The organism is Amycolatopsis sacchari, from assembly GCF_900114035.1.
Lineage (GTDB): Bacteria > Actinomycetota > Actinomycetes > Mycobacteriales > Pseudonocardiaceae > Amycolatopsis_E > Amycolatopsis_E sacchari.
Window position 1 is genome coordinate 1 of record NZ_FORP01000049.1, and the last position, 18,765, is coordinate 18,765.

General features: G+C 68.9%; 21 protein-coding genes. 14 read left to right on the forward strand and 7 right to left on the reverse strand.

The window, feature by feature from the left end; genetic code table 11:
* The first annotated feature begins 253 nt into the window (after positions 1–253).
* Positions 254–1,474, forward strand: coding sequence for a phosphoserine phosphatase SerB (serB, locus tag BMZ92_RS36035; protein ID WP_091517170.1), 1,221 nt, complete (start codon positions 254–256; stop codon positions 1,472–1,474).
* Positions 1,471–2,229 carry a peptidyl-tRNA hydrolase gene (locus BMZ92_RS36040; RefSeq protein ID WP_091517171.1) on the forward strand — a complete coding sequence of 253 codons (759 nt, stop codon included), beginning with the start codon at positions 1,471–1,473 and terminating at the stop codon, positions 2,227–2,229. The genes serB and BMZ92_RS36040 overlap by 4 nt, the downstream gene beginning before the upstream one ends.
* Here BMZ92_RS36040 and BMZ92_RS36045 read toward each other — a convergent pair.
* Complete coding sequence (locus tag BMZ92_RS36045) at positions 2,201–2,800, reverse strand: TetR/AcrR family transcriptional regulator (protein WP_091517172.1); 600 nt, start codon at positions 2,798–2,800, stop codon at positions 2,201–2,203. The two genes, BMZ92_RS36040 and BMZ92_RS36045, sit on opposite strands and share 29 nt — an antisense overlap.
* Before the next feature lie 51 nt (positions 2,801–2,851).
* Here BMZ92_RS36045 and BMZ92_RS36050 point away from each other — a divergent pair, with 51 nt between their 5' ends.
* Both BMZ92_RS36050 and BMZ92_RS36055 read left to right on the forward strand, forming a co-directional pair.
* A complete protein-coding gene (locus tag BMZ92_RS36050) occupies positions 2,852–3,862 on the forward strand; it encodes a glycoside hydrolase family 113 protein (RefSeq protein WP_091517173.1) in 1,011 nt (336 codons plus the stop codon).
* Positions 3,863–3,881: 19 nt separating this feature from the next.
* Positions 3,882–4,286, forward strand: coding sequence for an OsmC family protein (locus BMZ92_RS36055; RefSeq protein WP_091517174.1), 405 nt, complete (start codon positions 3,882–3,884; stop codon positions 4,284–4,286).
* Positions 4,287–4,302: 16 nt separating this feature from the next.
* Here the strand turns inward: BMZ92_RS36055 and BMZ92_RS36060 are convergent, their stop codons facing one another.
* On the reverse strand, positions 4,303–4,638 hold the full coding sequence (locus tag BMZ92_RS36060) for a hypothetical protein (protein WP_091517175.1): 336 nt from the start codon (positions 4,636–4,638) through the stop codon (positions 4,303–4,305).
* Between the two features lie 52 nt (positions 4,639–4,690).
* On the reverse strand, positions 4,691–6,736 hold the full coding sequence (locus BMZ92_RS36065) for an ATP-dependent DNA helicase (protein ID WP_091517176.1): 2,046 nt from the start codon (positions 6,734–6,736) through the stop codon (positions 4,691–4,693).
* A 223-nt stretch (positions 6,737–6,959) separates the two neighbouring features.
* Between BMZ92_RS36065 and BMZ92_RS36070 the strand changes: the two genes are divergently transcribed.
* Positions 6,960–7,604 (forward strand): choice-of-anchor P family protein, encoded by a 645-nt coding sequence (locus tag BMZ92_RS36070; RefSeq protein ID WP_091517190.1) that lies wholly within the window; start codon positions 6,960–6,962, stop codon positions 7,602–7,604.
* 17 nt (positions 7,605–7,621) lie between these two features.
* Here the strand turns inward: BMZ92_RS36070 and BMZ92_RS36075 are convergent, their stop codons facing one another.
* The gene (locus BMZ92_RS36075) at positions 7,622–8,206 is read right to left on the reverse strand and encodes a TetR/AcrR family transcriptional regulator (RefSeq protein ID WP_091517177.1); all 585 of its coding nucleotides are present in this window, start codon (positions 8,204–8,206) and stop codon (positions 7,622–7,624) included.
* 70 nt (positions 8,207–8,276) lie between these two features.
* Between BMZ92_RS36075 and BMZ92_RS36080 the strand changes: the two genes are divergently transcribed.
* A complete protein-coding gene (locus tag BMZ92_RS36080; RefSeq protein ID WP_091517178.1) occupies positions 8,277–9,161 on the forward strand; it encodes an NADP-dependent oxidoreductase in 885 nt (294 codons plus the stop codon).
* Positions 9,162–9,163: 2 nt separating this feature from the next.
* On the opposite strand, the gene BMZ92_RS36085 is transcribed toward BMZ92_RS36080, so the two are convergent.
* Genes BMZ92_RS36085 through BMZ92_RS36095 form a run of 3 tightly spaced genes read right to left on the reverse strand, consistent with a single transcriptional unit; the run spans position 9,164 to position 11,696 of the window.
* Positions 9,164–9,823 (reverse strand): bifunctional 4-hydroxy-2-oxoglutarate aldolase/2-dehydro-3-deoxy-phosphogluconate aldolase, encoded by a 660-nt coding sequence (locus BMZ92_RS36085; protein WP_091517179.1) that lies wholly within the window; start codon positions 9,821–9,823, stop codon positions 9,164–9,166.
* Positions 9,823–10,392 (reverse strand): nicotinamidase, encoded by a 570-nt coding sequence (locus tag BMZ92_RS36090; protein ID WP_091517180.1) that lies wholly within the window; start codon positions 10,390–10,392, stop codon positions 9,823–9,825. The genes BMZ92_RS36085 and BMZ92_RS36090 overlap by 1 nt, the downstream gene beginning before the upstream one ends.
* Positions 10,389–11,696: a nicotinate phosphoribosyltransferase gene (locus tag BMZ92_RS36095; protein WP_091517181.1), complete on the reverse strand. Its 1,308-nt coding sequence runs from the start codon at positions 11,694–11,696 to the stop codon at positions 10,389–10,391. Before BMZ92_RS36095 ends, BMZ92_RS36090 begins: the two co-directional genes overlap by 4 nt.
* A 139-nt stretch (positions 11,697–11,835) precedes the next feature.
* Here BMZ92_RS36095 and clpS point away from each other — a divergent pair, with 139 nt between their 5' ends.
* From clpS to BMZ92_RS36135, 8 genes are all read left to right on the forward strand, one after another.
* The gene (clpS, locus tag BMZ92_RS36100) at positions 11,836–12,132 is read left to right on the forward strand and encodes an ATP-dependent Clp protease adapter ClpS (RefSeq protein WP_091517182.1); all 297 of its coding nucleotides are present in this window, start codon (positions 11,836–11,838) and stop codon (positions 12,130–12,132) included.
* A complete protein-coding gene (locus tag BMZ92_RS36105) occupies positions 12,129–12,686 on the forward strand; it encodes a DUF2017 domain-containing protein (RefSeq protein ID WP_091517183.1) in 558 nt (185 codons plus the stop codon). The genes clpS and BMZ92_RS36105 overlap by 4 nt, the downstream gene beginning before the upstream one ends.
* Positions 12,683–13,678 carry a P1 family peptidase gene (locus tag BMZ92_RS36110; RefSeq protein WP_091517184.1) on the forward strand — a complete coding sequence of 332 codons (996 nt, stop codon included), beginning with the start codon at positions 12,683–12,685 and terminating at the stop codon, positions 13,676–13,678. The genes BMZ92_RS36105 and BMZ92_RS36110 overlap by 4 nt, the downstream gene beginning before the upstream one ends.
* A gap of 71 nt (positions 13,679–13,749) precedes the next feature.
* Positions 13,750–15,471 carry a DUF262 domain-containing protein gene (locus BMZ92_RS36115; RefSeq protein ID WP_091517185.1) on the forward strand — a complete coding sequence of 574 codons (1,722 nt, stop codon included), beginning with the start codon at positions 13,750–13,752 and terminating at the stop codon, positions 15,469–15,471.
* 13 nt (positions 15,472–15,484) lie between these two features.
* Positions 15,485–16,684: a type II toxin-antitoxin system HipA family toxin gene (locus tag BMZ92_RS36120; protein ID WP_245783453.1), complete on the forward strand. Its 1,200-nt coding sequence runs from the start codon at positions 15,485–15,487 to the stop codon at positions 16,682–16,684.
* An 83-nt stretch (positions 16,685–16,767) separates the two neighbouring features.
* On the forward strand, positions 16,768–17,184 hold the full coding sequence (locus BMZ92_RS36125; RefSeq protein ID WP_177229031.1) for a M67 family metallopeptidase: 417 nt from the start codon (positions 16,768–16,770) through the stop codon (positions 17,182–17,184).
* Positions 17,185–17,236: 52 nt separating this feature from the next.
* Positions 17,237–17,515: a MoaD/ThiS family protein gene (locus BMZ92_RS36130; protein WP_091517188.1), complete on the forward strand. Its 279-nt coding sequence runs from the start codon at positions 17,237–17,239 to the stop codon at positions 17,513–17,515.
* Between the two features lie 4 nt (positions 17,516–17,519).
* Positions 17,520–18,470, forward strand: coding sequence for a PLP-dependent cysteine synthase family protein (locus BMZ92_RS36135; RefSeq protein WP_091517189.1), 951 nt, complete (start codon positions 17,520–17,522; stop codon positions 18,468–18,470).
* The last annotated feature ends 295 nt before the right edge of the window (positions 18,471–18,765 follow it).

Below are 18,765 nucleotides of genomic sequence, written 5' to 3' on the forward strand. Positions count from 1 at the left end.
TTCGAGCTGCACTACCCGCACATGGTCGAGCGCCTGCACAGCGAGGGTGAGATCACCTTCACCGGTAAGCCGAAGGCGCACGAGGGCGCCAAGGCACCGTCCCAGCTGCTGACCGAGGCGGCCATCCCCGGTGAGCACGACAAGGACAACGCGGCCGAGCAGTGACCCGGCTGTGACGGCGGCGGCCCGGTGCGTGGGGAACCACGTGCCGGGCCGTCCGTCTGTCCGGCCTTCGAACGGAGGAACGAGCGCAGTGCACGAACGGACCCCGGTCCTGATCACCACCACGGGCCCGGACAAACCCGGTGTCTCCTCGGTGCTGTTCGCGGCGCTGACCCGGCACGGCGTGGACCTCCTCGACGTCGAGCAGGTCGTGATCCGCGGCCAGCTGGTGCTCGGCGTGCTGGTGGGCGTCGAGGAGGACCCGGAGGGGCTGCAGGAGGCCGTCGAGCAGGCGATGGCGACCGTCGACATGTCGGTCGAGGTGCGCATCGGCGAGGCGATCGAGGAGAACCCGCGGCAGGGTTCGACGCACGTCGCCGTCGTGCTGGGCCGTCCGCTGACGGCTCGCGCGTTCACCGACGTGGCGCGGCGGCTCGCGGCGCTCGGCGTCAACATCGACGCCATCCGCCGGATCGCCGACTACCCGGTGACGGGGCTGGAGGTCCACCTGTCGGTCGCGCAGGACACCGAACAGTCCGATGTGGAGCTGCGCTCGGTGCTGGCGGACGTGGCGTCCAGCGGCGGGCTGGACGTGGCGGTGGAGCGCGCCGGGCTGGAGCGCCGCGCGAAGCGGCTCATCGTGTTCGACGTGGACTCGACCCTCGTGCAGGGCGAGGTCATCGAGATGCTGGCCGCGCACGCCGGGGTCGAGCCGAAGGTCCGCGAGATCACCGAGGCCGCCATGCGGGGCGAGCTGAACTTCACCGAGTCCCTCGAACGCCGCGTGAAGCTGCTCGAAGGGCTGCCCGAGTCGGTGCTGGACGAGGTCGCCGACGCGATCGTGCTGACCCCGGGTGCCCGCACCACGGTCCGCACCCTGAAGCGGCTCGGGTTCCGGTGCGGGGTGGTGTCGGGCGGGTTCACGCGCATCATCGACCGCATCGTGGCGGACCTGGGGCTGGACTTCGCCGCGGCGAACGAGCTGGAGGTCGTCGACGGCAAGCTCACCGGCCGCGTGGTCGGCGAGGTGATCGACCGCGCCGGGAAGGCGACGGCGCTGCGCCGGTTCGCGGGCGAGTACGGCATCCCGCTCGCGCAGTGCGTCGCGGTGGGCGACGGCGCCAACGACATCGACATGCTGCGGGCCGCCGGGATGGGCGTGGCGTTCAACGCGAAGCCCGCGTTGCGGGAGGTCGCGGACACGGCGTTGTCGTACCCGTACCTCGACGCCGTGCTGTTCGTGCTCGGGGTGACCCGGGCGGAGGTCGAAGCCGCTGACGCCGCCGATGGTCTGGAACTGGTGCGGCCGTGAGTGTGCTGGAGCCGCTTGCCGCCCGGTACGCCGAGTGGCTCGGGTTGCCCGCTGAAGAGACCGCGTTGCCGGAGGCCGAGCCCGACCAGGTGCGCGCGATGCCGGTGATCCTGCGGATGGAGAAGGCCACACCGCCTTCCCGCACGCCCCTGCTGGAGGCGGCGGCCGCAGCGGCGCTCGCCGTGTGCCTGGACGAGCGGGCGCAGCCGGGCGGGGAGTGGCACGAGGCGGTGCACGACTGGGTGTCCGGGCACATCCGCAAGGTGTCGCGGCGCGCGCGAGGGACGCACTGGGTCGCGGCGCAGGAGTTCCCCGGCGTCACGGTCACGGTCGGCGGCGCGGAGGTGCGGGCGCTGGTGCCGGGTCGCGTGGTGGACGTGCCGAAGGAGATCGCGCGGTTGCAGATCCAGGGCAGCGACCTGCCGCCCGACGAACCGCCGCCCGCGCCGGACGACCTGCCGTTGCTGCTGCTCAACCCCGAGGTGCCGATGACCGTGGGCAAGGCGTCCGCGCAGGTCGGCCACGGCACGATGATCCTCGCGTCGCTGCTGCCGGACGAGGAGCTGGCGAAATGGGCCGAGCGCGGGTACGCGTGTGCGGTCCGGACGCCGTCCGTCGCGCAGTGGAAGCACCTGCACCCCGGCGACGACCCGGCGGGCGCCTGGCGTTCGCGTCAGGTGGTCGCGGTCCGCGACGCGGGCTTCACCGAGGTCGAGCCCGGCACCGTCACGGTGCTGGCGCAGTACCGCTCCTGATCCGCACCAGCGGCAGGAACACCTCGTCGACGATCTCGACGAGCACCTCGTCGGGCGCGCTCGGCACGCCGCGCACGACGAACTCGTTGCGCAGCAACACGATCGCGACGGTGGCCACCCGGGGGTGCAATGCCTCCGGTGCCGCTTCGCCCCGTGCGACCGCGCGTTCGAGGATCGCCAGCCACGGCGCTGCCTCGGCCTCGGCCCGGTTTTCCAGCTGTGCCAGCAGTTCCGAGGCGCCTCCCGCCGCGGCGATGAGTTCACGCAGGATCGTGCCGAGCGGGGAACTCCAGTGGCGGTTCGCGCCCCGGAGCAGTTCGAGCGCGTCGCCACGCAGCGTGCCGGTGTCCGGGGGCCGCACCGCTTCCGCCAGCCGCCGGTAGGCCGCCACGCCCAGTGCGAGCCGGTTCGGCCAGCGGCGGTAGATCGTGTTCTTGTTGGTGCCGGCCCGCGTCGCGACCCGGTCCATCGTCAACCCGCCGAAGCCGGACTCGGTGATCTCGTCGACGGCTGCCTGGAGGATCGCCTCTTCCAGCGCGGCGCCACGCCGCCGCGTCGGCTTCTCGGACATGGGTACTGATCGTACCTTGACAGATAGGGTACTCGGAGTACCTTAACGAGCATGCGAGCCAGAGGAATCAGTTACGACACCGGTTTCGTCCGCGGCGGCGCCATCTCCCGCGCGCGTTTCGACCCCGAGGAAGTCCGGCGCGACCTGCGCGCGATCCGCGAAGACCTGCACTGCACCGCCGTCCGGGTGATGGGCGGCGATCCCGACCGGATCGAGTTCGCCGCCTCCTACGCCGCGGAGCTGGGGCTCGAGGTCTGGTTCTCGCCGTATCCGCTGGAGCTGACCGAGGAGGAGATGCTCGCGCTGTTCGCCGACTGCGCCGTGCGGGCCGAGCGACTCCGGCAGCGGGGAGCGGAGGTCGTGTTCGTCGCGGGTGCCGAGTTGTGCTTGATGGACAAGGGATTCCTGCCCGGTGACAGCCTTGAGGAGCGGGTCGCGACGCTGCTGCGGTCGGGCCGCGAGCACATCGGCCCGGTGAGCGTGCGCGTCAACGAGTTCCTCGCCAGGGCTGTGGCGGTCGTGCGTGAGCACTTCACCGGCAAGATCACCTACGCCGCGGTGCCGCTCGAACGCGTCGACTGGACGCCCTTCGACTTCGTCTCCGTGGACCTCTACCGCTCGGCCGAGATCGCCGACCGCTTCGTCGACGGCGTCCGGAGCCTTGTCGCGCACGGAAAACCGGTCGCCATCACCGAGTTCGGCTCCGCCACGTTCCAGGGCGCGGGGGAGCGGGGCGCGCAGGGCCTGGACATCGTCGAGTACGGCGACGACGGGCCGGTGCGGCTGAAGGGCGAGTACGTGCGCGACGAGGCGGGGCAGGCCGCGTACGTGCGTGAGCTGCTGGAGATCTTCGACGCCGAGGGCGTGGACAGCGCTTTCGTGTTCACCTTCGCGCTCTACGACCACCCGCACCGCCCCGAACCGCGCCAGGATTTCGACCTCGCCAGCTACGGGATCGTGAAGGTGCTCGACGACCGCCGCTGGGAGCCCAAGGCCGCCTTCGACGCCGTCGCCGGGCACTACCGGGAACAAGCCGCGCCGGCTGGTGGTTTCCGCCGGTAGGAACGGTGGAGGGAGCGACATGGGTCTCGAAGTGCAGCGGCAGGGCGAGCACGAGTTCGTGGGGCGCAACGAGCGTGGCGCGGAGGTGCGGATCGGCCGCAAGGGTGCCGAGGGCGCGTTCTCGCCCGCGGAACTGCTGCAGATCGCGGCCGCGGGCTGCTCCGCGGTGACCGCGGAGGAGCTGATCACGCGCCGCGTGGGGGAGGACTCGAAGTTCCGCGTCGAAGTCTCCGCCGACCGCCGTGAGGGCGCCTCGGAGCTGGACGCGGTGCACGTGAAGTTCGACGTGGACCTGGCGAACCTGGCCCAGTCCGACCGGGAAGCGCTTGCCGTGGCGGTGGATCGCGCGATCGAACGGCTCTGCACGGTGAGCCGCACGCTCAAGAAGGGGATCCCCGTGACGGAGGAGTTCCCCACCGACTGAAAATCGCCTCCGGCGGTCAGTTGGCCTTCCAGACCACGTACGCCTCGTCGGCGTCCGTGGTCATGGCCTCGACGAACTTCTCGTTGTCGAAGCCGGGCAGGGTCTGCAGCCGTTCGATGAGGGCGTCGGCCGCCGGGTCACCGCTCGGCACCGCCGTGCCCTTGCCGTCGGAGCCCGCGAGCATCAGGAACACGTCCTCGTTCCACGGGCCCTCGGGGATCACGCGGACCACCACCGAGGACAGCTCCGCCCAGGTGACCGACTCCTCGCTGCCATCGGCGAGCTGGCGGCGCACCCCGATGTCGTCGACACTGACCGAACGTGATCGCGCGCGAGGCGAATCCTGAGACACGGTGCTCCTTCTCATACGTTCACTCCACGGTAGCGCCGTCGTTGGCCGTCCGTCAGGCGGGGGCGGCGGCGTCCAGCCTCCGCAGGGCGGCGCGGGCGACTTCGGGGTCCGTCGTGGGCCAGAACGGCGGCAGGGAGGCCTTGAGGAAACCCGCGTACCGCGCCGTCGCCAGCCGGGAGTCGAGCACCGCCACCACACCCCGGTCGCCGACCGAGCGGTGCAGCCTGCCCGTGCCCTGCGCGAGCAACAGCGCCGCGTGCGTGGCCGCCACCGTGAGGAAACCGTTGCCACCACGGGCTTCCACCGCCCGCTGCCGCGCGGACTGCACCGGGTCGTCGGGGCGGGGGAACGGGATCCGGTCCACGATCACCAGCTGCAGCGACGGGCCGGGCACGTCCACGCCCTGCCACAGCGACAGCGTGCCGAACAGGCACGTGCGCGCGTCCTCGGCGAACTTGCGCACCAGCAGCGCCGTGGTGTCCTCGCCCTGGCAGAGGATCGGATGCTTGATCCGGTCCCGCAGCTCCTCCGCCGCCTGCTTCGCCGCGCGCATCGAGGAGAACAGGCCCAGCGTGCGGCCGCCCGCCGCGTCGATCAGCTCCGCGATCTCGTCCAATGTGGACGGTGCGAGCCCGTCGCGGCCGGGTGCGGGCAGGTGCTTGGCGACGTAGAGGATCCCGTTGCGGCGGTGGTCGAACGGCGAACCCACGTCGAGGCCCGACCACTTCAGGTCGTCCCCGTCCGTGGGCGGCGCCTTGTCCGTCGCGGTGCCCTCGGCCTTCTCCGCCCTCGCCTGCGGCGGCAGCCCCCACTGCCGGGCCAGCGTGTCGAAGGCGCCGCCGAGCGTCAGCGTCGCGGACGTGAGGACCGTCGTGGTGGCGCCGAACAGCCGCTCCCGCAACAGGCCCGCGACCGACAGCGGCGCGACGTGCAGCGACGGCGGCCGGTTGCTCATGCCGTACCGGTCGGCCGAGAGCCACACGACGTCCCGCTGGTGCGCCGCGTCCTCGTCGAACGCCTCCAGCAGCCGGACCGCGGTGTCGTGCACCTCCTCCACCTGCGAGCGCGCCAGCTTGCGCGCCGTGGCCTCCTCGACGTCCTCCTTGCGGTCCCCGCCCAGCGCGGTCAGGCACGCCTGCGCCGCGTCCCTGATCACCGTGACAGCGCCCGCGAGCGGCTTCGGCAGGGTGTCCATGCGGCCGGGCGGCAGGTCCTCCAGGATCATCGCGAGGCCCTCGCTGCCCTCCTGCAGCCGGTCGGCGATGTCGGCGTCGATGAGCTTTCCGCAGCGCCGCACGGCGATCGCGACCATCGACGCGGTCAGCTCGCCCGTGGCGACGGACGTGACGCGGTCGACCAGCTCGTGCGCCTCGTCGACGATCACCAGGTCGTGCTCCGGCAGCACCTGGTAGCCCTGCAGCGCGTCGATCGCCAGCAGCGCGTGGTTGGTGACCACGACGTCCGCGCGCCCGGCCTCGGCACGCGCCTTCTCGGCGAAGCAGTCGGTGCCGACGGGGCAGCGGGACACGCCGAGGCATTCGCGCGCGGTCACCGAAACCTGGCGCCACGCCTGCTCCGACACGCCGGGCACGAGCTCGTCGCGATCACCCGTCTCGGTGTCGGACGACCACTCTCGCAGCCGCTGGACCTCCTTGCCCATGCGCGACACGGCGAACGGGTCGAACAGGCCGGGGTCCTCGGGCTCCTCGGGGGCGCCGGTGTCGAGCCGGTGCAGGCACAGGTAGTTGCGGCGGCCCTTGAGGATCGCGAAGCTCGGCTCGCGGCCGAGCGGCTTCTTCAGCGCCTTCGCCAGCCGCGGCAGGTCGCGGTCGACCAGCTGCCGCTGCAGCGCGATGGTCGCCGTCGACACGACGACGGTGGTCTCCTTCGCGATGGCGTGGCGGATCGCGGGCACCAGGTACGCCAGTGACTTGCCGGTGCCGGTGCCGGCCTGCACCGCGAGGTGCTCGCCGGTGCGCAGCGCCCGCCCGACCGCCTCGGCCATCTTGACCTGCCCGGGGCGCTCGGCCCCGCCGAGCGCCTCCACCGCGTGGGAGAGCAGCTCGTTGACACCGGGGAGCTCAGCAGGGGACGGCACGGGGACCAACGGTACCGGCCCCCACCGACGGAATCCGAGCGCCCGCGCCGCGCGGCCCGCCACCCCTGCCGGGCGAAGGGGGCCGGAACGAGTCAAGGCACCTCTCGCGCAGTCGCGGAAAGATCCACTCGTCCGGGTGGAGCACCGCCCGTTCGGGTCCAGCCGGCAGCTCCGGGCGCCGATGTCGGAAGTGGGTTTCCAGCAGGAACGAGAGGAGTTGCCGATGGCGCGGGCGAAGCGGATCTTGGCGGCGGCGCTGTGCCTGGCGGCCGTCCCCGCGACGGCGCAGGCGGAAGGGGCGACGGCGACCGGGGCCGGATCCGTCGGGGCGGTGCACATCACGGTGGACGGGCAGCAGGCCACCGCCGAGCCGATCGCGCCGTGCGCGGTGGGCGGCACGGCGGCGAACCAGGCCGACCCGGTCTTCGTGGGTGCGACCACCCGGTTCGGGCTCGGCAGCACGAAGTGCACGCGGAACGCGGACGGCACGGCGTCGGTGCAGGTGGAGGGCACCCGGTTCGAGACGAACGCGCTGCGCATCTACGGCGGCCCGCGGATCACGGTGCGCACGTTCAAGGCGGGCTGCGCGACGACGGCGAACGGCAGCACCGGCTCGATGGAGCTGGGCTCGGTGAGCGGGTTCGAGGTGCCGGAGAACATCCCGCCGAACTACCGGATCACCGTGCCGGGGCGGGCGCAGGGCGACCCGCCGATGGCGGAGGTCGTGCTCAACGAGCTGGTCGTGCCGCACCCGCCGGACGGCAGCCTCGTCACGCACGCGCTGCACATCAAGCTGTTCCCGCAGGGTGGCCCGGCCTCCGGCGACATCTACGTCGGCACCGCCGCCTGCGACCCGTACGGCGCCTGATCGCGGCGGGCGGGTCCTCACCGGCGTGGGGGCCCGCCCGCTTCCCAGGCCGCCTCGATCATCCGGAAGATCTCGTCCACCGCGGCCTCCGGATCCGGCGCCTCGCGGGCGAGCGAGTGGGCATCGACCACGAACCTCGCGATCGTCCGGCAGAACGTCGTGGGCCGCGCCAGCCCCAGCTCGGTGGCGATGGCGGCGGCCAGCGAGTTCGCGTGCCGCAACCGCATCGACTCCTCGTACTGCCGCAGGGCGGGGGATCCGTCCACCATGCGCCAGACCGGGGCGGCGTCGCCCGTTGAGCAGTGCCGCACCATCACCAGGATCTCGCGGCGCAGCGCCGGCATGAGCGGTTCGCCCGGTGCCCGGTCCGTGACCGCCCGCGTGAGGCGCTGCTCGAAGTCCTCGTCCCGCTCGAAGATCAAGGCCTCTTTCGAGGCGAAGTGCGAGAAGACCGTGGTGACGGCCACGTCGGCCTCGGCGGCCACCTCGCGGATGCCCACCTCGTCGTACCCGCGTGCCAGGAAGAGCCGCAGCGCGGTGTCGGCGATCTTCTGTCGGGTCGCGGCCTTCTTGCGCTCGCGGCGTCCGGGCGGGGCGGTCATGGGCTGATGCTAGCAACTACGAAACACTAACGACTCCAAAACACTAACCGTTAGTGCTACGGTCGCAGGCATGAAGAGAGTGAGCTTCGCCGAGTTCGGCGGTCCCGAGGTCCTGCGGCTGGTGGACGCCGAGGAGCCCCACGCGGGCCCTGGTCAGGTGCGCATCGCCGTGCGGGCAGCCGGCGTCAACCCCGTCGACTGGCGGATCCGTGAGGGCCAGTTCGGGCCCGTCGACCTGCCCGCCGGGGTCGGGCTGGACGCCGCCGGAGTCGTGGACGAGGTCGGCGAGGGGGTCGACGGGATCGCGGTCGGCGACGCCGTGTTCGGCGAAGGTTCGAGCACCTACGCGGAGTTCGCGGTGCTGAGGGCGTGGGCCCGCATGCCGGAGGGGCTGACGTTCGAAGAGGCCGCCGGATACCCCTCGGTGGTGGAGACCGCGCTGCGCATCCTGCGTGAGGTCGGCGTGGAGAGCGGGCAGACGCTGCTGGTCAACGGCGCGTCCGGTGGCGTCGGATCGGCGGTGCTGCAGATCGCCCGTGAGCGCGGCATCACCGTGATCGGCATGGCCAGCGCCGCGAACCAGGACTACCTGCGCGAGCTGGGTGCCCTCGCCACGACGTACGGCGAGGGCTGGGTCGAGCGCGTGCGGCAGCTCGGTTCTGTCGACGCGGCGCTCGACCTGGCCGGTTCGGGTGTGCTGCGCGAGCTCGTGGAGCTGACCGGGGACGCGCGGAAGGTGCTCACCATCGCCGATCGCGGTGCCGAAGAGGCCGGGGTCCGGTTCTCCGGCGTCGCCGGGAGCGTGCCGGACGCGCTCGCCGAAGCGGCCCGTCTCATCTCACAGGGAAAGCTGCACATCCCCGTCGAGAAGTCGTACGCGCTCGCGGACGCCGCGTCCGCACACATCGACAGCCAGGCCGGCCACACGCGTGGACGCCGGGTGATTCTCGTCTGAGGTCAGACGAACTTGCCCGCCAGCGACGCCAGGTCGGAGGCCCGGCGGCCCAGTTCGTCCAGCTTGCCGCCGGCCACCGCGTCGCCGATGAGGGGTTCGCCCGCCGCGACGGCGAACGCCCCCGCGCCCAGGTACGCCTCGACATCGGGCAGCGTGACGCCGCCGGCGGGCACGAGCGGGATCTCCGGCAGCGGTGCGCGAACCGCGTGCAGGTAGGGCACCCCGCCCGCCGGGCCGACCGGGAACACCTTCACCACGGCGGCCCCGCGCCGCCAGGCCGCGTCGATCTCCGTCGGGGTGAGCGCCCCGCACACCACGGGCAGCCCGTAGTGCTGCGCCCGGTCCAGCACCTCGGCGGAGAACGTCGGCGTGACCAGGAAGTCCACCCCCGCCGACGCGCAGTTGTCCACTTCGGACACCGTGCGCACGTCACCGGCGCCGACCATCGTGTCCGGGCCCAGCTCCACCTGCATCCGCACGATCGCGTCGAGCGCGCCGGGGGTGGTCAGCGCCGCCTCGATGACCCGGATGCCCGCGTCGTAGAGGACGTGGGCGACGTCGGGGAAGTACTCGGTGTCGTCGGCACGCAGGACCGCGATGACGCGGCTCGCCGCGAGCCGTTCGCGGAAGCGGATGTTGTGCTTCTTCAGCGTCGCGCGCATCAGCCCACCCTCGGCGTTCCGGTCAGCGTCACACCCGCTTCGCGCAGGTCCGCCAATGCCTTGTCGGTCGTCTCGCGGGCGACGCCCGCCGTCAGGTCCAGCAGCACGCGCACGGAGAAGCCCGCCTTCACGGCGTCGAGCGACGTGGCGCGTACACAGTGGTCGGTCGCGATGCCGACGACGTCGATTTCCTTGACGTCACGGGCTTTCAGCCAGTCGGCCAGCCCTTCGCCGTCCTCGGTGCGCCCCTCGAAACCGGAGTAGCCGTCGCTGTACTGGCCCTTGGAGAACACCGTCGAAATCGGCCCCACGTCGAGCGCCGGGTGGAACGAGGCGCCCGCCGTGCCCGCTTCGCAGTGCCGCGGCCACGTCCGCACGTAGTCGGGGTGCTCGCTGAAGTGCGTGCCCGGGTCGATGTGGTAGTCGCGGGTGGCGACGACGTGGTCGTAGCCGCCCTCCGCGAGCAGGCCGGTGATCTTCGCGGCGGTGTCGGCACCGCCGGTGACGGCGAGCGCGCCGCCCTCGCAGAAGTCGTTCTGCACGTCCACCACGATCAGCGCACGGCTCATTTCTCCTCCTCGAGGAAGACGGTGGGGATCGCGGGCTCGCCCTTGGACAGCTTCAGGCCCTCCCACGGCAGGCTCACCAGGCAGTGCCGCAGCCGCTCACGCGCGTCGTCGAGGCTCGGCAGGTCCTCCGCCGGCTGCCCGCTACGCATGAGCGGGATCTGCAGCGCACGGTCGTACTGGCCCAGCTCCACCTCCACCTGGCTGGAGTGGACGACCTCCTCCAGCGCGGTGCCGGTCGGCTTGTGGCGGCGGAACGCGGTCTTCTGCCCGCCGCGTGAGGCCTTGTTCTCGCTGCGCTTGGCGACCGGACGGCCGTCCACCTCGACGAGCTTGTAGACCATGCCCGCCGTCGGGGCGCCGGATCCGGTGACGACGGACGTGCCGACCCCGTAGGCGTCCACCGGCTCCGCGCGCAGTGCGGCGATCGCGTGCTCGTCGAGGTCGCCGGAGACGACGATGCGCGTGTCGCGCGCGCCGAGGGAGTCCAGCTGCTCGCGGGCCTTGCGGGCCAGGACGCCGACGTCACCGGAGTCGATGCGGATCGCACCCAGCTCGGGCCCGGCCACGCGCACCGCGGTCTCGATGCCCTGCGTGATGTCGTAGGTGTCCACGAGCAGCGTCGTGTCCGTGCCCATCTTCTCGACCTGGGCGCGGAAGGCGTCCTCCTCGCTGTCGTGGAGCAGCATGAAGGCGTGCGCGACGGTACCGCGGGTGGGGATGCCGTAGCGGCGGCCCGCCTCCAGGTTGGAGGTGGCGGCGAAACCGGCCAGGTAGGCGGCGCGCGCGGCGGCGACGGCCGAGTACTCCTGCGTGCGGCGGCTGCCCATCTCGATGATCGGGCGGTTCGACGCGGCCGAGGACATGCGGGCGGCGGCGGAGGCGATCGCGCTGTCGTGGTTGAGGATCGACAGGATCAGCGTCTCCAGCACGACGGCCTCGTTGAAGCTGCCGCGCACGGTGAGGACCGGCGAACCGGGGAAGTACAGCTCGCCCTCGGGGTAGCCTTCGATGTCGCCGGAGAACTCGTAGTCCGCCAGCCACGCCAGCGTGGCGTCGTCGACCACCGCGGTCTGCGCGAGCTGCGTGATCTCCGCGTCGGTGAACCGGAAGTCGGCGATCGCGTCCAGCACGCGGCCGGTACCGGCGACGACGCCGTAGCGGCGGCCGTCGGGCAGGCGGCGGGCGAAGACCTCGAACACGCACGGCCGGTCACCGGTGCCGTCGGCGAGGGCACTGCCCAGCATGGTCAGTTCGTAGTGGTCGGTGAGCAGTGCCGTGCTGCCCTGCGTTTCCGGGAGACCCATGGGCTGAACGGTACTGCGGCGCGAAGCGCCACCGTTGAGGGTGGTGGCGGGCGACGGGCGGGGATGAGGGAACCCGGTCTTCCCCCGAACGGACCGACCGCTCGGCCACCCCGTGCCCGATCCGTGACACCATGTCGGTATGACCACGCCTGTCGCGACCGAACAGACGCAGGTTGAGCCGACCGGGGCCGAACTGGGTGCCGAGGACAGACCGTGGCAGACCGTCGTCTGGAACGACCCGGTCAACCTGATGTCGTACGTGACGTACGTGTTCCAGAAGCTGTTCGGGTACAGCAGGGACCACGCCACGAAGCTGATGCTGGACGTCCACCACAAGGGCCGCGCCATCGTGTCGTCGGGCTCGAAGGAGAAGGTCGAGGCCGACGTGACGAGACTCCACGCCGCCGGGCTGTGGGCCACCATGGAGCAGCCGTGAAGACCTGGAAGCGCAAGGGCGGGCAGGTCGTCGCGGGGTTCGAGCAGCAGGAGGCCGCCGTGCTACGGGGGCTGGTCAGCCAGCTGGAGGACATGCTGCAGGCCCGCGCCGAGGAGGCCCCGCAGGACCCGCTCGCCGAGCTGACGGGCATCAAGACCGGTCCTTCGGAGTCGCCGAACGACCCGGTCCTGTCGCGGCTGCTGCCCGACTACCACAAGCTCGACCCGGACAACCCCAGCCAGGAGGACCTCGACTCGGCGGGCGCGTTGCGTTCGCTGCACGAGCCCGAACTGGTCGAGGCGAAGGTCGGGGTCGCGCAGGTGGTGATGGAGACGCTGCCGCGGGACGGTGGCGACGTGCGGCTGACGGTGGAGCAGGCCGACGCGTGGCTTTCGGCGCTCAACGACGTGCGGCTCGCGCTCGGCACGGCGCTCGACGTCACGGAGGACATGCCGGACGAGCTGCCCGAGGACGACCCGCGTTCGCCGCACCTCGGCGTCTACCACTGGCTCACGTACGTGCAGGAGACGCTCGTCCAGGCGCTCACCGCATGATCACCGACGTGCCGGGGGTGCTCGTCGGGCACTTCCAGCGGCTGGAACCCGGCTGGGCCACGGGCACCACCGTGGTGCTGGTGCCGGACGGCGCCACGGGCGCGGTCGACCAGCGCGGCGGCGCGCCGGGCACGCGGGAGACGAACCTGCTGGAGCCGGAGAACCTGGTGCAGCGGGTGAACGGGATCTGCCTGTCCGGAGGCAGCGCGTACGGGCTCGCCGCGGCGGACGGCGTGATGCGGTGGCTGGGGGAGCGCGGGCACGGGTTCCGCGTCGGCGCGGCGGAGCACGAGGTGGTGCCGATCGTGCCCGCGGCGGTGCTGTTCGACCTGCCGCGCAGCGAGTGGGGCCACCGCCCGGACGCGGATTTCGGTTACGCCGCTTGTGAAGCGGCCGCCTCGGGGCCGGTGGCGCAGGGCACGGTCGGTGCCGGGACGGGTGCGGTGGTCGGGTCGCTGAAGGGCGGCGTGGGCAGCGCGAGCGAGGTCGTCGACGGGGGCACGGTGGGGGCGCTGGCCGTGGTGAACGCCAGCGGCGAGGCGGTGTCGCTCGCGACGGGCGTCCCGTTCGCGGCGGACCACGAGGTCGGCGGCGAGTTCGGGGTGACGTGGCCTTCGCGGCCCGCCTCGCTGCCGTCGGCCCGCACGGACCTGAACACGACGATCGGCGTGGTGGCGGTCGACGCGGCGCTGTCGAAGGCCGAATGCCGCCGGCTGGCGGTCGCGGCGCAGGACGGCCTGGCGCGCGCGGTGCGCCCGGCGCACACGATGTTCGACGGCGACACGGTGTTCGCACTGGCCACCGGCGCGAGGGAACTCCCGTCCGGCCAGGGCCCCTTCGGCGAGGCGACGCGTGCGGCGGCCCTGGACACCCTCTGCTCGGCGGCGGCGCGGGTCTTCGCGCGGGCTGTGGTGCACGGGTTGCTGTCCGCGGAGTCTGCCGCGGGAGTACCCGCGTACCGGGACGTCTGGCCGGAGGCGTTCGGCTCGTAACGGCTTCTGTCGGTGGTCTGTGGCAGACTCATTGTGACTGCCAACTGTCGGCTCTTGAGCGAGGAAACCATATGGCCAACGGGGTACAGAGCGGACTCACTGCTGATGCTTTAGAAGTTCAGGAATTGGTTCGCCGGGTTCGCAGTGGCCAGATTCGCGTGCCAAATTTTCAACGTGGCCTCCGCTGGGGATATGCTGAAGTACGAGCATTGTTCGACAGTATTCTGCGTGATTTCCCGATTGGTAACCTTCTTCTATGGCAGAGGCCGGCGGAAGAGGCGACCTTGACATTGGGGGCAATTCATTTGGAAGCCCCGGCGATGTCTAATGCATGGTGGGTGGTGGACGGGCAGCAGCGGATCACCAGCTTGTACAATGCGCTCTCTGAAGAAGCGGTATATGACGCGCGATTTGCTCTCAGTTACGACCTCGAAGCTGGTCGCATTGTTCGGAGGACGGATGAAGCGGGACCGCTGGTTATACCACTCCCGGTTCTCTTCGACCTGACTCGCGTGCTCGCGTGGGCCAGAGATAACCCAGAGGTTGCGGACAGAATCGAAGAGGTCAACTCGATCACGGCGCGAATCCGTCAATTTCGGATACCCATCTACCTTGTCGAGCAGGATGACGAGGGTATACTTCGCGAGATCTTCGACCGAATGAATAATTCGGGCAAGAAGCTAACTCGTGCTGAAGTTTTCTCCGCGCTCAATCCTGGGACCCGGGACGATCAGTCGGCTATAGAACTGATTGCGGATCGGATTTCTCAAGAATTTGGCTTCGGTCGAATCGACGATGACACGGTGCTGGCTGCTCTTCTTGCCCGTCGAGGGGCCGATGTTCAGCGCGAAATCAGGTTGGAATTCGATACCGCTGACCGCAAGGGTGCGATTGACTTTACCAATGAGGATCGTGATACGGCTTTTGCCGAAGGTGAAAAAGCGCTAAGTAGTGCGGTTCTCTTCCTGCAGGAAAAGGCGAATGTTCCACATTTCAGCTTTCTTCCATATCGTTACCTGCTAGTGGTTCTGACACGTTTCTTTGGGTTGCACCCCGAGGTAAGTGAGCGCGACCTCGTACTCTTGCGGCGGTGGTTCTGGCGAGCAGCCCTCATTGGTCCTGCTCTCTTCAAAGGAAGTACGACCGGGACTACGCGCCAATTCAACAGGCGGATACGAAAAGATGGCCCAAGTGAGTCCGTGCAGCGGTTGTTGGAAGCGATTTCCGGGCGGAAATCTGAACCGTTGCGGCCGCAGAATTTCCGCACTAACGAGAGTACGGCTAGAGTCATACTCTGTGCATGGTGGAAGAAGCGCCCAAGGTCTCCGAGGACTGGTAGAGAGTATGAAATTGTAAACCTTACAGAGGTTATCGGAGATCGTTCGACTCCTGCCGACGCGGTGCCGCGATTGCGTAGTGGAAGTAGGGCCGGTCGCTACAGCAGCTGGGCGTCGAACAGGATCTTGACTCCTGATCAAGAGATTGTGATCAATGAGGTGGAGTCAGATTTCATGGCAGCGAAGAGGGGTATGGACCTCTCCTCGTGGAACAATTTGTTGTCTTCCCACACTCTTACTCCAGATCTGTTGAACCAGTGGGGTGAGCCGGAATTCTTCGTGAAACGTGAGGAGCTTATAGAGAGCGATCTGAAGAAGTTCATCGAGCTGATGTGCGAGTATGAGATGGAGGATACCCCGCCTCTTGATCAGCTGATTTTCGACGTAAGTGACGAGTCGGAAATGGATCTGAATTCCGATCTTCTCGGCTCGGGAGGTTTTGATGCCGGTCCCTGAACGGAGCTTTCTAGTGCTCCTGTACGGCAAAGAGATCGGGCATCTCCAGCAGCGCGGAGCTTACACGCGATTTTATTTCAGTGAAAGCTATCTGGACGATCCTCGTCGTCCTGTGCTTGGCCTGTTTTTCGAAGAAAACCCTCTAGGGCAGCGTGTTCGGCGTTTGCGGTTGCCGTCGTGGTTCTCGAACTTGCTGCCCGAGGAAAGATTGCGGCGTTGGATTGCGGCGCAAAGAGGGGTGCCCCTAGATCGAGAAGTAGATCTTCTCGCAGAGGTCGGACACGACCTTCCGGGCGCGGTTGAAGTCCGGCCTGAGGGTGATCCGGAGGCGGCGCTCGCATGGCCAGGAGGTGAGGGCAGTAGACCGGTAAAATCCGGTTTATCGTCGTTTGAGATGGGCGCCACCTCAGTGCGTTTTTCGTTGGCTGGGGTCACCATGAAATTCTCCATGGTGCGCGTGGGTGAGAGGCTTACTCTGCCCGCAGTCGACGAGCGCGGTGACTGGATTGTCAAATTGCCCGACGCTTCATTTGCTTCGGTCCCCCTGAACGAGCACGCCATGATGTCGCTCGCGAAGGACGTGGGCCTTGATGTTCCCGATGTAGAGCTACGGCACCGGGATGAACTCCCCAAGCTTCCTGACCACCTTTGGCCGAACGGCGAAGAGTGGGCTTATTCGGTCAGTCGATTTGACCGCGGTGAGGAGCGAGCGCCCATTCATATCGAAGACTTGGCGCAAGTTCGAGGTTTTTATCCGGAGCAGAAGTATGACTCCAACTTCGAGACTGTGGCGGCACTCGTTTACCGTCGCTTCGACGTCAAGTCCCTGCAGGAATTTGCACGTAGGCTTGCCTTCAATATCATAATTGGGAACAGTGATGCGCATCTCAAGAACTGGTCTCTAATCTATAAAGATCGTCGGAGGCCGACGCTTGCCCCTGCATATGATCTCGTTTCGACCGCACCATATGGTTTTCGCGGTCTCGGTATGCCGCTTCAAGGTGAAGTAGACCCCGCGATGCTCACTGTGCGCAATTTTGCGGACCTCGATCTGTTGCTCGGTGCCGATGCTGCGCTGAGTGACGTAGCGGCTGAGACAGCGTGCCGAGTTCTTCAGGCATGGCCAAGAGCCGAGGAGCTGCTATCCGGTGCTCGCCGAATCAGCGCTCAAATACTCGAAAATGTGAGATCGGTCACATCTCGTTTGCTCTGAGTGTGTAACTTGTCGCAGCTCGGCGTCCTCACGATGTCCGTGCGCAGTCTCACTCTGTGAACGGCCGGTGTCCGGCCCGTAAGATGACTTGCGTGCTTCGGATCCGTCGTGAACTCGTCGAAGAGATCGTCGCCCACGCGCGCCGGGACCACCCGGACGAGGCGTGCGGCGTCATCGCGGGTCCCGAGGGCTCGGACACGCCCGAGCGCTTCATCCCGATGCTGAACGCCGCGCGGTCGCCCACGTTCTACGAGTTCGACTCCGCCGACCTGCTCAAGTTGTACCGCGAGATGGACGCGAACGACGAGGTACCCGTCGTCATCTACCACTCGCACACCGCGACCGAGGCCTACCCGTCGCGCACCGACGTGTCCTACGCCTCCGAGCCGGACGCGCACTACGTGCTGGTCTCCACGCGTGACCCCGAGGAGCACGAGTTCCGCTCGTACCGGATCGTGGACGGCGTGGTCACCGAGGAGCCCGTGGAGATCACGGAATAACGCGCACGTCCCGAACGTCTGTCCCAGAGAAACCAAGCGGAGGTAATTTCCCATGGCCGTGACCGTGTCCATCCCGACCATCCTGCGTACGCACACCGGTGGCGAGAAGTCCGTCGAGGCGTCCGGCAAGACGGTGCTCGAGGTGATCGACGACATCGAGTCCCGGCACAGCGGCATCAAGGGCCGTCTGGTCAAGGAGGACAAGCTGCACCGGTTCGTGAACGTCTACGTCAACGACGAGGACGTCCGCTTCGCCGGTGGCCTGGACGCCGAGGTCAAGGACGGCGACACCGTGACGATCCTGCCCGCCGTCGCGGGCGGCGCACGCTGAGCTGATGGCCCGCTTCGACTCGCTGCTCGACGCGCTCGGCGGTACTCCGCTGGTCGGTCTGCCCCGCCTGTCCCCGACGCACGACGTGCGGCTGTGGGCGAAGCTGGAGGACCGCAACCCGACCGGCTCGATCAAGGACCGCCCCGCGCTGGCCATGATCGAGGCCGCCGAGCGCGAGGGCATCCTGCGCCGCGGTTCGACGATCCTCGAACCGACGTCCGGGAACACGGGCATCTCGCTCGCGATGGCCGCGAAGCTCAAGGGCTACGGGCTGATCTGCGTGATGCCGGAGAACACGTCGGCCGAGCGCAAGCAGCTGCTGCAGGCCTACGGCGCGCGGATCGTGTTCTCGCCCGCCGCGGGCGGGTCGAACGAGGCGGTGCGCCGGGCGAAGGAACTGGCCGAGCAAAATCCCGACTGGGTGATGCTGTACCAGTACGGCAACCCCGCGAACGCCGACGCGCACTACCGCACCACGGGCCCCGAGCTGCTGAAGGACCTGCCGATGATCACCCACTTCGTCGGCGGCCTCGGCACGACGGGCACGCTCGTCGGCGTGGGCCGGTACCTGCACGAGCAGAAGCCGGGCGTCCAGATCATCGCGGCCGAACCGCGGTACGGGGAGCTGGTCTACGGGCTGCGCAACCTGGACGAGGGTTTCGTGCCGGAGCTGTACGACCCCGACGTGCTCAACGGCCGGTACTCGGTCGGCGCGTACGACGCCCTGCGGCGGACGCGGGAACTGCTGGAGCACGAAGGCATCTTCGCGGGAATCTCGACGGGTGCGGTCCTGCATGCGGCACTCGCGGTGGCGGAGAAGGCCGCCGCGAAGGGCGAAAGCGCGGATGTGGCCTTCGTGGTCGCGGACGCCGGGTGGAAGTACCTGTCGACCGGCGCGTACAGCGGCACGCTGGACGAGGCAGCCGCCAAGCTTGATGGGCAGTTGTGGGCATGAAGGCCCCAGAGTTGGGTGATCATCCCGTCGCCTGATACCGGGCGATCACTTTGAGCCAGGGCCGCAACCTTTTTTGCCAACCGGCGGCCGAGTGGCCAGGCTTGCGGCTGGTCCTCAAAGTGATATGCACAAACCGCAGGCGACGGGATGATCACTCAACTCGACCACCCACCTCAGGTGAGGTCCCGTTGGGGTCCATCATCCTGGAGCCTGCCCGCCGGCCAATACCGCTAAGTTAGTACGTTTTACCTGGTCAGGGCGTTACCGGAGGCTCTGTTCAGTCGTTCCCGCCGGT

Coding starts and splice junctions, on each gene's coding strand:
- BMZ92_RS36045 (WP_091517172.1), bottom strand. CDS start 2,800: ATGTCCGAGAAGCCGACGCGGCGGCGTGGCGCCGCGCTGGAAGAGGCG.
- BMZ92_RS36050 (WP_091517173.1), top strand. CDS start 2,852: ATGCGAGCCAGAGGAATCAGTTACGACACCGGTTTCGTCCGCGGCGGC.
- BMZ92_RS36055 (WP_091517174.1), top strand. CDS start 3,882: ATGGGTCTCGAAGTGCAGCGGCAGGGCGAGCACGAGTTCGTGGGGCGC.
- BMZ92_RS36070 (WP_091517190.1), top strand. CDS start 6,960: ATGGCGCGGGCGAAGCGGATCTTGGCGGCGGCGCTGTGCCTGGCGGCC.
- BMZ92_RS36075 (WP_091517177.1), bottom strand. CDS start 8,206: ATGACCGCCCCGCCCGGACGCCGCGAGCGCAAGAAGGCCGCGACCCGA.
- BMZ92_RS36080 (WP_091517178.1), top strand. CDS start 8,277: ATGAAGAGAGTGAGCTTCGCCGAGTTCGGCGGTCCCGAGGTCCTGCGG.
- BMZ92_RS36085 (WP_091517179.1), bottom strand. CDS start 9,823: ATGCGCGCGACGCTGAAGAAGCACAACATCCGCTTCCGCGAACGGCTC.
- BMZ92_RS36090 (WP_091517180.1), bottom strand. CDS start 10,392: ATGAGCCGTGCGCTGATCGTGGTGGACGTGCAGAACGACTTCTGCGAG.
- BMZ92_RS36095 (WP_091517181.1), bottom strand. CDS start 11,696: ATGGGTCTCCCGGAAACGCAGGGCAGCACGGCACTGCTCACCGACCAC.
- clpS (WP_091517182.1), top strand. CDS start 11,836: ATGACCACGCCTGTCGCGACCGAACAGACGCAGGTTGAGCCGACCGGG.
- BMZ92_RS36110 (WP_091517184.1), top strand. CDS start 12,683: ATGATCACCGACGTGCCGGGGGTGCTCGTCGGGCACTTCCAGCGGCTG.
- BMZ92_RS36115 (WP_091517185.1), top strand. CDS start 13,750: ATGGCCAACGGGGTACAGAGCGGACTCACTGCTGATGCTTTAGAAGTT.
- BMZ92_RS36125 (WP_177229031.1), top strand. CDS start 16,768: ATGACTTGCGTGCTTCGGATCCGTCGTGAACTCGTCGAAGAGATCGTC.
- BMZ92_RS36130 (WP_091517188.1), top strand. CDS start 17,237: ATGGCCGTGACCGTGTCCATCCCGACCATCCTGCGTACGCACACCGGT.
- BMZ92_RS36135 (WP_091517189.1), top strand. CDS start 17,520: ATGGCCCGCTTCGACTCGCTGCTCGACGCGCTCGGCGGTACTCCGCTG.